Genomic DNA, 12,465 nt, shown 5'->3' with positions numbered 1-12,465 from the left:
TTGAGCGTGACGCAGCAACAGGTCCTCGACAGCCTCGCCAAGATCAAGTCGCCCCGCGGGGTCGCGCTCACCAATGCCAATGTGCTGAGCGCGATCAGCGCCTCCGACGGCAAGGTGTTCTTCTCGATCAACGTCGATGCCGCCGAGGCGCGGGCCTGGGAATCGATCCGGGCCGAGGCCGAAGCCGCGGTGCGTACCATTCCCGGCGTCACCACCGCGATGGTGGCGCTGACCGCCGAGCGTAAGCCGGGCTCCGCGCCGCCGCCGCCCCCGCAGCCGAGCCGCGGCACGCCGGGCGTGCAGCCGGTCCACGCCCACAAGCCGCCGTCGCAGGGCGGCGCGCAATCGCCGATGTCGCGGCAGTCCGAGATCCCGGGCGTCGCGGCGGTGATCGCGGTCGCCTCGGGCAAGGGCGGCGTCGGCAAGTCGACCACCGCGCTCAATCTGGCGCTGGGCCTGCGCGATCTCGGCCTCAAGGTCGGGCTGCTCGATGCCGACATCTACGGCCCGTCGGTGCCGCGCCTGACCGGGCTGCACGAGAAGCCGCAGCTGGACGGCGAGCGAAAAATGATTCCGCTCCGCCGCTTCGGCCTCGCCATCATGTCGATCGGCTTTCTGGTGGAGGAAGAGACCGCGATGATCTGGCGCGGTCCGATGGTGATGTCGGCAGTGACGCAGATGCTGCGCGACGTCGCATGGGGCACGCTCGACGTGCTCGTCGTCGACATGCCGCCGGGCACCGGCGATGCCCAGCTCACGCTGGCGCAGAACGTGCCGCTGAAGGGCGCCGTGATCGTCTCGACCCCGCAGGACCTGTCGCTGATCGACGCCCGCCGGGGGCTTGCGATGTTCAAGAAGGTCAACGTGCCCGTGCTCGGCATCGTCGAGAACATGAGCTATTTCCAGTGCCCGCATTGCGGCACGAAATCCGACATCTTCGGCCATGGCGGGGCGCGGCACGAGGCCGAGAAGCTCGGAGTACCGTTCCTGGGCGAGATCCCCCTGCACATGGCGATTCGCGCCACCTCGGATGCCGGCAACCCCGTCGTTGACAGCGAGCCGGACGGACCCCATGCGGCGATCTATCGCGCCATTGCGGGACGGGTCCGGGACCAGCTCAAGGGCGTCATCGCAGCCGCCTGAGGCCCTCGGGCCAAGCGACCGGGGACATGCGACTTTCGTAGAGCCCCGTCATGCCAATGTCGCGTTCCGAAACCGGGCCGTCCGTGTTAAAGGCCCACGGCAGTCAAGCCCCTTCGGTTAGACGCGGCCCAGAACGCGTCGCCGGAATGAACGGCGGCAAAGAGGAAGTTAGGGGAAACGCCCCAGCAAGGAGAGACCTGAAGATGAAGCGTCGTGATTTCCTGAAAGTGTCGGCAGCAGGCGCGGCGGCGACCGCCGCGGTAGCCTCGCCGGCGATCGCGCAGTCCTCACCCGAGGTCAAGTGGCGCATGACGTCGAGCTTCCCGAAGTCGCTCGACACCATCTACGGCGGCGGCGAGCAGGTGGCGAAGTACGTTGCCGAGATGACCGACAACAAGTTCCAGATCCAGGTATTCGCCGCCGGCGAAATCGTCCCGGGTCTGCAGGCGCTCGACGCGACCTCGAACGGTACCGTCGAGATGTGCCACACCGTTTCCTACTACTACGTCGGCAAGGACCCGACCTGGGCGATCTACGCCTCGGTACCGTTCGGCCTCAACGCGCGCATGCAGAACTCCTGGTGGTATCAGGGCGGCGGTGAGCAGCTCGGCAACGAGTTCTTCAAGAAGTCGAACGTGATCGGCTTCGCCTGCGGCAACACCGGCACCCAGATGGGCGGCTGGTTCCGCAAGGAGATCAAGACCGTTGCGGACCTCTCGGGCCTGAAATTCCGAATCGGCGGCATTGCCGGCCAGGTGCTGCAGAAGGTCGGCGTGGTGCCGCAACAGCTCGCCGGCGGCGACATCTATCCGGCGCTGGAAAAGGGCACCATCGACGCTGCCGAATGGGTCGGCCCGTACGATGACGAGAAGCTCGGCTTCGCCAAGGTTGCGAAGTACTACTACTATCCAGGCTTCTGGGAAGGCGGTCCGATGGTCCACGCCTTTGCCAACCTCGACAAGTGGAATTCGCTGCCGAAGAACTACCAGGCGATCCTCACCAACGCGACGGCCAACGCCAACAGCTGGATGGCCGCGCGTTACGACATGCAGAACCCGGCGGCGCTGAAGCGCTTGGTCGCCGGTGGTACGCAGCTGCGTCCCTTCACTAACGAAGTGCTCGAGGCCTGCCTCAAGGCGACCAACGAGCTGTGGGCCGAGACCTCGGCCAAGAACGCCGACTTCAAGAAGTCGATTGACGCCATGCAGGCCTACCGCTCCGACGGATATCTGTGGTGGCAGGTCGCCGAATACACCTACGACAGCTTCATGATCCGCTCGCGCACCCGCGGCTGATCTTCGAGCACGTCGCAAGACGACAGAGCCCGGCCTCGTTCGCGAGGCCGGGTTTTTCGTTGCCGGCCTGGGTACTCAAACAAAAAATGTGAAAACAACCCCATGCACAGTAGAAGCGAGGCGAGGGCAAGGTGCGCGCTGGATGCCGCCAACAGCTTGATGCATCAGGGCAAATCTGCGGAACGACGCAATCATCGCGCAACCGGTGCTGTTGCTGCGATTTGCCCGACGCGGGCGCCCTCCGGAAATGACATCGGCGTTTGGCGCGCATCTGCTTCCGCACCGTCATTGCGAGCGCAGCGAAGCAATCCAGAGTCCCTCCGCGGAAAGAACCTGGATTGCTTCGCTGCGCTCGCAATGACGAGGATGGAATTGGGCTCACGCGGCGCTTCACGTTGCGCTGGCCCAACCGATCAGCAGAGCCGTTTGACTCGTCGGGCAAAACAGTGGCATAAAGGCAATGTCGAAAAATCCGAAATCGCGCGAGCGGCCTGTGTGAGGACGTCGATGAGCTTCGATCCAGATGGGGTTCAAAGCGCGCTGCGCAAGGCATGGTCATTATCCACGTCCAGCCAGTGGACGGTGGACAATCCGGCCGCGGGACAATGCAACGTCACCTCGCTGCTGATCCACGAGCTCTTCGGCGGCGATTTGCTGAAGACGCCATTGCCGGCCGGCGATCATTTCTACAACCGGATTGAAGGCCGGCGCTACGATTTCACGGCGAGCCAGTTCGACCAGCCGATCGCTTACGTGGACGTGCCGACGGATCGCGCCGATGCGGAGCAGGGGGCAACGAGCGAGCAACAGGCTGCACTGAGAGACGTGTTTGCGAGGCGCCGCATTAGTAGACCGTAGGATGGGTAGAGCGCAGCGAAACCCATCATCTCGCACCAGGATGACCAAGCGCGCAATTCCGATTGAGCAGATCGCGATGGGTTTCGCTGCGCTCTACCCATCCTACATGCTCCACCGCGCGCCGGTCAGTGCTGCCCCGCTTTCCAGTCGCGCTTGATTTTCTTGGCCAGCGACCATTTGTGAACTTCGGTCGGGCCGTCGTAGATCCGGAATGCGCGGATCTCGCGGAAGGCCTGCTCGACGATCGTCTCCGTCGAGACCCCGGTGCCGCCCATCACCTGGACGCAGCGATCGGCGACGCGCATCAGCGCTTCCGACACGGCAACCTTTGCCATGGAGCTTTCGGTCGTGCCGAGGGAGCCGGAGTCGAGCACGCTCGCGCACCAGTCGATCATCAATTCCGATTGCTGGAGATCGATCAGGTTCTCCGCGAGCATGAAGCCGACGCCTTCGTGATCGACCAGCGGCTTTCCGAACGCCTGGCGGCGGCAGGCGTAATCGGTGGCAATTTCGTTGGCGCGGATCGCGAGGCCCAGCCAGCGCATGCAGTGCGACAGGCGCGCGGGGCTCAGGCGAATCTGGGCATATTTGAAACCCTCGCCGGACGCGCCGAGCATCTGGTCGGCAGGCACGCGGAGATTTTCGATCTCGATCTCGGCATGTCCGCCGGGCATCGAACTGTCGATCGTATCAAGCACGCGCAGCGTGCGAATTGCGGGATTGGGCAGGTCGACGAGGAACATGCACGCGCCGTCGTCCGACTTCGCCATGACGATCCCGACTTTTGCGCCTTCGGCCCCGGTGATGAACTTCTTTCGCCCGTTGATGATCCAGTGATTGCCGTCCAGGCGGCACGTCGTCTGCATCATCGACGGATCGGACCCGGCTCCACCCGCATCCGCAGGTTCGGTCATGAAGAATGCCGAGCGGGCTTTGCCCGACACGAGCGGCTCGAGGAAGCGCGCCTTCTGCTCGATGCTTCCGACCTTGCCCAGCAGATACATGTTGCCTTCATCCGGCGCCATGGTGTTGCACGCCAGCGGCCCGAGCGGCGAGAGGCCGGACTTGATCAGAGCCTTTGCGGTCTCGCGTTGCGTGAGATGAGATCCGTCGGGGAGAATATGCGGCGTCAGGACGCCGGCTTTGCGCGCCTTGGCGCGCAGCTCCTGCACGAGCTCGTCGCTCGGGCCGTGCGGACCTGTCCGCGGATCTTTCTCGTAGGGAATGACCTCTGCGCGTATAAACGCCTCGATCTTCGCGGCAAGGCTGTCGTCTGGATGGGACATACTTACGAAAACTCCGGTCGACCCCGCCGCGGCGGAATGCTGGCTTTCGATCACCTATAGACGGGCGGGCCGGATTTGAGCAACACCCGCTCTGGCGCATCTGCCTCGGCCAACAGCGGCCCACATGCGTGTACCGTGACGTGGAAATCAAAAATCAAGCCGGCCGTAGAGTTCGTCGAATGGTAGGCACACATGCTCACGATAGGCGGACTTCGACTGCAGCCGCTCATACCAGCGCTCAACGTTCGGCAGGTTCGAGCGCGGAAGGTCAAGATTGAAGTAGCGGTAAAGATGGGTCCCTATAGGAATATCGGCGAGTGACAGGTGGTCTCCCAGCAGGAAAGACCTGCCTTTCAACTGATGGTCGACGTGCTTCAGATAACGGCTGGTTTGTTCCCGAGCTTTGTCCACCGCAGCCAGATTGCGCTGCGCTTCGGGCGTCCTGTACCAGCCCCAAAATACGCCAACCAGGAATGCCGGCTGCAACGCAGTTTGCGACCAGTCCATCCATTGATCCGCCTTCGCACGCTCAGCCGGACTCGTCGGCCAGAACAACGTTCCGGAAGCGTATTGGGCCGCAAGATACCTCAAGATGGCGTGCGACTCCCAGACGATGATGCCGGAGTCATCAATCACGGGAATGCGGCCATGTGGATTCATGGCCAGGAATTCAGGCGCGTCGAGGCCCCCGAACGAGCCTCCCAGTTCGACATGCTTGTGCGTGATGCCCAGCTCGCCGACCAGCCACATGACTTTCTGCAAGTTGAATGACGATTTACGACCGTAAACGGTGAGCATGGGGTAGACCTCAATGGAGATTTTCACTTTCCGCCGAGAGAGCGGACGTAAGAAGAAACTCGCGTCAATCAGGCAATGGCTGCGCCTTGATGAGTCCGCGTCTTGGTCGAAAATATCCCTGATCTGCCATCAGCCGTTTCGCGTAATGAAAACTGCAGAGGGCTCCACCTCGATGAGGAACTCGTCCTTGGCGAGGTTTGCCACGCCAATCCAGGTTGTACACGGCGGATTATCACCGAACACCGCTTTGAGAGCGGCGCTGATGGCTTTGCCCTCGTGCATGTGACTCTGCTTGATGTAGAGCCGCAGCGCACCGACCTGATCGAGTTTCGCACCGACCGACGCCAGTGCAATGCTGAGGTTTTCGAGGCTCTTGCTGAGTTGACGACCGATGTCGCCGGTGCCAATGACGTTCTGATCCGCGTCCCAAGCAACCTGGCCGGACACATGCACGACGTCGCCGAACGGTGTGGGGACGGTAGCAACTTGCGCGAAACCGTAGCGCGAGCTGTCGAAGATTCCGACAGGAACATGCACCGATCGGCTCATGAAGGCTCCCTTGGCCAGAGCGCCAGTTTGCGGCGCCACCACCATTAGAGCAGAAGGCCAGCGAGGGGAAAATCGGCTTGTGGCTCTTCGCCACATATTGAGACGCCGCGCGAACTTGGTCGCAGTGGGGCAAGCGGATGTGGCATTTATAGCGTCACGCCGCCGGGTTTATGGGGATACGTCCTAGACTTGCGCTTCCGTTTTCGCATCAGGGCTGCTCTGGCCCAGCCGCGGCTCCGTGCCCGCCAACAGCCGCCCAATGTTGGCGCGATGGCGCACGATCACGTAGAGGGCGCCGGCGATCACCAGCAGCCGATAGGGCAGCGGGTGATCGAAAGCGCAGACCAGAACGATCGCCGTCAGCGACGCGAGGATCGAGCTCATGGAGACAATCCGGGTGCTCGCCAGCACGATGCCGAAGGTCGCCGCAGCCCCCAATCCCACCGGCCACGACATCGCGAGCAGCACACCCAGCCCGGTCGCGGCGGACTTTCCGCCGGTGAAATTCAGCCAGATCGAGCGGCCGTGCCCGAGCAGCACGGCGATGCCGGCGACGCCAACAGTCCACGGCACCCACGTCTGCAGATCAAGTGCCGTCGACGGCATCGCGGAAAACTTTGCAGCGAGCCAGGGGCAGAACGAGCGGGCCACGATGATGGCCGCGACGCCCTTGAGGACGTCGATGATGAGCACCGCCAACGCAGGCCATTTTCCGAGAGTCCGCAGGACATTCGTTGCCCCCGTCGATTTGGAGCCATGCTCCCTGATATCGATGCCACGGAGGAGTTTCCCCGCCAGATAGCCCGTGGGCACGGACCCCAGGAGATAGGCGATCACCATTCCGACCGCGCTCGTTGCCCAGAATGCCATGTGCCCTGTGTCCGGTTTGCTCCATCCGCGTTTTATCGCCGCCTCGGCTTGACCGCCATAGGGACGCTTGAACCCGTTCCCGGCTCGGCGCGTCAAACGCTGGTTGCTTCAGGGTGCCTGCCGTGTCCTCCAGTTTCGCCGACCTCTTCGACATGCCGTTGCTGACCCTCATATGGGTCTTCATGCTCGCATTTGCGGGCGGGCCGCTGCTTTGGAAATTCCTGAACTATCGACCGGTGACGCGGTGCGCGGTCGTGCAGGCCGCGGCGAACTTTGTCGGTTCGGGCTGCTGGCTGACCTTTGGCACGGCTGCGATGACTGCCCACCAGCGCGGACTGATCTCGCTGCCCACGAGTATCCTCCTCGTGGCGTCCGTGCTTGCCTGCGCAGCGGGCAGCTCGTTCCTGATCGAGCGCTGGTGTCCGGACGAACAGCCTTAAGGACGCTCGTGGTGGTCGCTTGGCCAACGCAGCGAGGCGCGCCTGGCATCATCCGCCGATGAGCCTGTTGAACGCGACCAGCAAGACGAACGTAATGCCGGTGACGGCAAGGAACGCGGCGAAATAGAGCAGGCGGTACATGATCGAACGATCCAGGGGCTGTGCCGTCCAGACAACTGGCGTGCCGCTCGGTGGTTCTGCCCGGAATGTTCAGGAGTATTTGGCGGGCCGCTTAAGCTGACGAGCGTCACTCAAATTGCACCGAGGACAATATTGCCATTGTACTGAGTGGGTTGTCGGATCATATTCGGGGCAATCAGTGAATTGTACCGGGATCGCCCGGAAACGACAGAGTTAGGACAATGACCTTCAGCTACCTCGACCTGTTTCTCGGATTCATCGGCCTGGTGTTTGGCGTGCCCTCGGCGCTGCCCGGCCTCTTTTTCCGGAGCGAAACCCCGTCGCGCCGACGGGGTTCGTAGGGAAACCGAGGGACGGCGTAAGTCAGGTCGTGCCGGAGAGGCCGATATGGAATTGACGGTCACCAGCATCCTCATTGCCTTCACCGGCGTGTTCCTGATCTGCTTCATGAAGGGCGCGTTCGGTGGCGGCTTCTCCATCGTCGGCATCCCGCTGCTGTCCTGCGTGATGGATCCGGTGACGGCCGGCGGCCTGCTCGCGCCGCTGTTCATCGCGATGGATTTGTTCGCTCTGCGCTACTGGAAGCCCTCGACCTGGTCGAAGCCGGATCTCGTCTTGCTGTTGCCCGGACTCGTGATCGGCATCGCTCTCGGCTATCTCTTGTTTCGCGTGCTTGACCATCGCGCCGTCGCGATCGTGATGGCGGTCGTCACCTTGATCTTCGTCGGCCTGTGGTTCTTCCGCGATCCGAAGGTGATCATTGCGCCGCGCTCGACGCCGAAGGCGGTCGCCGCCGGTCTCGCCTCTGGCGTCACGACCATGGTCGCGCATTCCGGTGGTCCGCCGCTTGCGATGTATCTGTTGCCACTCGGCCTCAGCAAGGAAGTCTACGCGGGAACGACGAGCCTGTTCTTCACCGTCGGCAATGCGACCAAGGCGGTGCCGTGGCTGCTGCTGACGCGGCCGAGTGGCAACGAATGGATCGTGATGGCGATTTGCCTCCTCGCCATTCCCAGCGGCGTCTGGCTCGGCTGGCGCCTGCACGGGCAGCTCGACCAGCAGCAGATCTTTCGCGCTTGCTACGGCCTGTTGGTGGTGACCGCGCTCAAACTGCTGTGGGATGGCGTGTCCGGCTATCTCGCATGAGCGGGCGCCGCGACGCGAGCGGCGTGAACTAGTTCTCGCTTTGAAAGCGGGGCGCACCAGGCACGCTGCCAACGTGATCAGGTCGAACTGCGCAGTGACCGGAAAGCGTCGCGAACCTCGCGGCTGAAGATCGCGGGCTGCTCCCACGCCGCGAAATGACCGCCGGCTTCGGCTTGATGGAAATAGATCAGTCTGTGATAGGCCCGCTCGGCCCAGCTCCGCGGCGCCACGAAACTCTCGCCGGGGAACGCCGTTACGGCGGCCGGGATCGTGACGTTGGCCGGGAGGTAGAGATTGATCTTGTTTTCCCAGTACAGTCGCGCCGACGAGACCGCGGTGTTGGTGAGCCAGTACAGCGAGATGTTGTCGAGCACGTCGTCGCGCGTCAGCGCGCCCGCGGAATGCCCGTTGACCGTATGGCCGGCGACCGCCGAGGCCATTGCCGCGGCCGGCTGGGCGTAACCGTCGCCGTGATCGAGCAGCCAGGCGGCAAGGCCTGCGGGCGAATCCGCCAGCGCCGACAGCGTCTGCGGGCGCGTCCCCATGATCTGCGCATAGGCGCGCCGCTTCGTGAACTGGAGCTTGAGCTGGGCGAAGACGCGCTTCTCCTCGTCCGACAGATCGGCTGGCGCGGGCTCGCCTGAAGCGACCGCCTTGAAGATATCGGGTGGAACGACGCCGGGCAGGTTGACGTGGATGCCGATCAGCTCCGGCGCGCCGAGCTTGGCCATCTCGTTCGAGACCGGCGAGCCCCAATCGCCGCCCTGTGCGACGAATTTGGTGTAACCGAGGCGCTTCATCAGCACGACCCAGGACCGCGCGATGCGCTGCGGATCCCAGCCCGTTGTGGTCGGCTTGCCCGAAAATCCGTAGCCGGGCATCGACGGGATCACGAGATGGAACGCGTCATCGGCGCTGCCGCCCTGCGCGGTCGGATTGGTCAGGGGATCGATGATCTTGAGCTGCTCGATGACGGAGCCCGGCCAGCCATGCGTCACGATCATCGGCAGTGCATTTGGATGCTTCGAGCGCACGTGCAGGAAATGGATGTCGAGGCCGTCGATCTCGGTCAGATGTTGCGGCAATGCGTTGAGCCGGGACTCGATCTTTCGCCAGTCGTAATCGGTTCGCCAGTAACGGACGAGCTCCTGCTGCGTCGCCTGCGGTACGCCCTGGGAGTCGTCGTCGACCGTCTCCTTGTCGGGCCAGCGAGTCGCGGCGAGGCGATGGCGGAGATCGGCGAGCGCCTTGTCCGGGATGTTGATCTTGAACGGGCGGATCGCCTCGCTCGTTGCGGCAGGCGCCGGACGGACCGGAAGCAGCGTCGCGGCGCCGGTGGCGACGATGCCTGCAGCAGCTGTGGTGAGAAAGTTCCGCCTGTCGCGATCGATGGCGTCGCTGGTCGAGATGGCCACCGCAGCAGCGGCCGGCGGTTTGATGAGCGTTGTCATGGAACCTCTCCTTTGCCTGGGATGACTTCGCCTAGATGTTTCGTCCCGGATCATCCCGCGGAAGCGCGGGGAACGCCTGTTATGGCTTGTGAGACATCGTTAGCCGTTGTTGCCTCGGCTTCACTCGGGCAGCGCGAGCGCCGCTGCAAGATAGGGCGACGACGCGAATGCAGTCTGGTCCAGGCGATGAGGAATATGAAAGACAATCGAGCTGACCAAACGCTGTGCCCGGTGGCGCGCGTCGAGACGGTCGTCGGAGACCGCTGGACGTAGCTGATCCTGTGCGAGCTATTCTTGCGCTTGGCTTACACGAACCTGACAGCAGGTCGATCGGTGGGCGGTGCTTTTTCGCTGGCCGAGGCGCCCGGAATGGTGGAAGAGAGCAGGATATGCGGCGCGAGCCGTGCGGTGATGCCGGGAATGCGATGCGCCTTCTGATCGTCGAGGACAATGCCGAACTGTCGCGGCTCGTGGCCGCCGGGCTGTCGGCGGCGGGCTACGAGAGCGACATCGTGGGCAGTGCGGCCGAGGCGCGCGAGGCGGTGAGCAGCGTCAGCTATGCCGCGATGATCCTCGACCTCGGGCTTCCCGACGGCGACGGCCTGTCGGTGCTGCGCGAGCTGCGGCGGCAGATGGAGCCGCTGCCGGTGCTGGTGCTGACCGCGCGCGGCGGCCTGCAGGACCGCGTCAGCGGCCTGCGCAGCGGCGCCGACGACTATCTGGCAAAGCCCTTCGCGATGGAGGAGCTGGTGGCGCGGCTGGAGGCGATCCTGCGCCGGCCGGGCCAGCTGCTCGGCCGTTCGCTGCGGCTCGCCAACCTCGTCTACGACACCGAGAGCCGCCAGATCTTCGTCGACGACCAGCCGCGGATCATCTCCGCGCGCGAGACCTCGGTGCTCGAGATCCTGCTGCGGAGGCAGGGGCGGGTGGTGCCGAAGAAGAACGTCGAGGACCACATCTTCGGCCTCGAGGGCGAGGTCGCCTCCAACGCCGTCGAGGTCTACGTCTCGCGGTTGCGCAAGCAGCTCGCCGAGCACGGCGCCAAGGTTGTGATCCACACCATCCGCGGCGTCGGCTATCTCATGGCCGAGGAGAAATAGCGTGGCCGAGGTCGGACTTCGCGCCGGGATCGCGGCGAGATCGCCGACGTTCAAATCGCTGATCTGGCGCATCGTGTTCCTGCACATCCTGGCAGTCGCGGTGGTCGCGATCTTCCTGCCGCTGGTGCTGTTCTGGCTGCTCAACTCCGAGATCGACCAGCTGCATCGCGACGCCATGCGGGCCCAGGCCGAGGTGCTCGCCGAGCGCATCGTCCCGCAGGCCGACGGCACGTTGACGTTCAATCTGCCTGACAGTCTCAGGGGGCTCTATTCGGAAGCCTATGGCCGCTATCTCTACGACATCCGCGACGCCGACGGCCGCCTGCTGTTCTCGTCGCGGCGGAGGGCCGGCGACAACACACCGGTGCCGCGATTGTCCGAGACGATTTCCGGCGCCGGCGTCAGCCGCGTGATCGAAGGCAGGACGGTGCGCATCCGCGTCGCCGAGGACCTGTCGCACCGCGATGTCATCATCGACGACATCGTCTCGAACTTCTTCCGCCGGGTGGGGTGGATCACCATCCCGATCCTGCTGGTGCTGCTCGGCATCGACATCGTCATCTTCCGCCGCGCGGTCGCACCGCTCTGGAAGGCCTCCGAGGAGGCCAGCAATATCGGCCCGGCGCGCACCGACATCCGCCTGCCGACCGAGCAGATCCCGCGCGAGATCATGCCGCTGGTCACGGCCGTGAACCAGGCGCTCGACCGACTCGAGGACGGCTTTCGGGTGCAGCGGCAGTTCACGGCGGATGCCGCGCATCAATTGCGCACGCCGCTGACGATCCTGCGCACGCGGATCGAGACGCTCAACGACCGCGCGGCACGACAGGCGCTGCATGCCGACATCGAAGCCATGAGCCGCATCGTCGCCCAGCTCCTGGAGATCGCCGAGCTCGACACGCTGGTACTCGATCCCGGCGAGACCGCGGATCTGCGCGCCGTCTGCGCCGAGGTGGTCGGTTCGATCGCGCCGTTCGCGATCGCCCAGCACAAGGACATCGCGCTGAAGGGCGCGGACGCGCCGGTGCTGATCCACGGCAATGCCGAGATGCTCCAGCGCGCGATCTTCAACCTTGCCGAAAACGCCATCAAGTTCACCGCGAAGGACACAGCGGTCGACGTCGAGGTGAGCGAGGACGGCGCGGTGCGCGTGCGCGATTGCGGCCCCGGCATCGCGGAGGCCGAGCGCGACTTGATCTTCCAGCGCTTCTGGCGCCGTGACCGCCAGCGCAGCGACGGCGCGGGCCTCGGCCTGTCGATCGTGCGCGGCGTGGCGGACGATCACGCGGCGACGGTGGCGGTGGAGAATCTGCCCGGTGGCGGCGCCGAGTTCACGCTGCGGTTTCGGCTGGCGGAGGCGGGGGCTTCCGCCGTTGGCCGAAGCTGAC

Annotated in this window: 12 protein-coding genes; 7 read left to right on the top strand and 5 right to left on the bottom strand. The window is 64.2% G+C overall.

The window, feature by feature from the left end; genetic code table 11:
• The 3 genes from RAD16_RS26835 to RAD16_RS26825 all read left to right on the top strand — a co-directional run bounded on the left by RAD16_RS26835 (position 1) and on the right by RAD16_RS26825 (position 3,296).
• Positions 1-1,143: an Mrp/NBP35 family ATP-binding protein gene (locus tag RAD16_RS26835; RefSeq protein WP_458160841.1), complete on the top strand. Its 1,143-nt coding sequence runs from the start codon at positions 1-3 to the stop codon at positions 1,141-1,143.
• A 203-nt stretch (positions 1,144-1,346) separates the two neighbouring features.
• A complete protein-coding gene (locus tag RAD16_RS26830; protein WP_458160840.1) occupies positions 1,347-2,438 on the top strand; it encodes a TRAP transporter substrate-binding protein in 1,092 nt (363 codons plus the stop codon).
• A gap of 507 nt (positions 2,439-2,945) precedes the next feature.
• Positions 2,946-3,296 (top strand): YunG family protein, encoded by a 351-nt coding sequence (locus RAD16_RS26825; RefSeq protein WP_458160839.1) that lies wholly within the window; start codon positions 2,946-2,948, stop codon positions 3,294-3,296.
• Positions 3,297-3,421: 125 nt separating this feature from the next.
• Here RAD16_RS26825 and RAD16_RS26820 read toward each other — a convergent pair whose 3' ends face one another.
• The 4 genes from RAD16_RS26820 to plsY form a co-directional block, all read right to left on the bottom strand.
• A complete protein-coding gene (locus RAD16_RS26820; RefSeq protein WP_458160838.1) occupies positions 3,422-4,582 on the bottom strand; it encodes an acyl-CoA dehydrogenase family protein in 1,161 nt (386 codons plus the stop codon).
• Between the two features lie 147 nt (positions 4,583-4,729).
• A complete protein-coding gene (locus RAD16_RS26815) occupies positions 4,730-5,380 on the bottom strand; it encodes a glutathione S-transferase family protein (protein ID WP_458160837.1) in 651 nt (216 codons plus the stop codon).
• Between the two features lie 129 nt (positions 5,381-5,509).
• Positions 5,510-5,929: a RidA family protein gene (locus RAD16_RS26810; protein WP_458160836.1), complete on the bottom strand. Its 420-nt coding sequence runs from the start codon at positions 5,927-5,929 to the stop codon at positions 5,510-5,512.
• Positions 5,930-6,112: 183 nt separating this feature from the next.
• A complete protein-coding gene (gene plsY, locus RAD16_RS26805) occupies positions 6,113-6,799 on the bottom strand; it encodes a glycerol-3-phosphate 1-O-acyltransferase PlsY (RefSeq protein WP_458160944.1) in 687 nt (228 codons plus the stop codon).
• A gap of 122 nt (positions 6,800-6,921) precedes the next feature.
• Here plsY and RAD16_RS26800 point away from each other — a divergent pair, with 122 nt between their 5' ends.
• Both RAD16_RS26800 and RAD16_RS26795 read left to right on the top strand, forming a co-directional pair.
• Positions 6,922-7,239 carry a hypothetical protein gene (locus RAD16_RS26800; RefSeq protein WP_458160835.1) on the top strand — a complete coding sequence of 106 codons (318 nt, stop codon included), beginning with the start codon at positions 6,922-6,924 and terminating at the stop codon, positions 7,237-7,239.
• A 528-nt stretch (positions 7,240-7,767) separates the two neighbouring features.
• Positions 7,768-8,526, top strand: coding sequence for a sulfite exporter TauE/SafE family protein (locus RAD16_RS26795; protein WP_458160834.1), 759 nt, complete (start codon positions 7,768-7,770; stop codon positions 8,524-8,526).
• A 77-nt stretch (positions 8,527-8,603) separates the two neighbouring features.
• On the opposite strand, the gene RAD16_RS26790 is transcribed toward RAD16_RS26795, so the two are convergent.
• Entirely contained in the window at positions 8,604-9,977 is a 1,374-nt protein-coding gene (locus RAD16_RS26790) for an epoxide hydrolase family protein (protein ID WP_458160833.1), read from the bottom strand.
• A gap of 425 nt (positions 9,978-10,402) precedes the next feature.
• Here RAD16_RS26790 and RAD16_RS26785 point away from each other — a divergent pair, with 425 nt between their 5' ends.
• Positions 10,403-11,077, top strand: a complete 675-nt coding sequence (locus RAD16_RS26785) for a response regulator transcription factor (protein WP_458160832.1) — start codon at positions 10,403-10,405, stop codon at positions 11,075-11,077.
• Position 11,078: 1 nt separating this feature from the next.
• Entirely contained in the window at positions 11,079-12,464 is a 1,386-nt protein-coding gene (locus RAD16_RS26780; RefSeq protein ID WP_458160831.1) for a sensor histidine kinase, read from the top strand.
• Position 12,465: the final 1 nt, after the last annotated feature.

The sequence above is a fragment of the Bradyrhizobium sp. 18BD genome (genome assembly GCF_054185225.1).
This window is presented reverse-complemented; position numbering and strand designations above follow the sequence as displayed.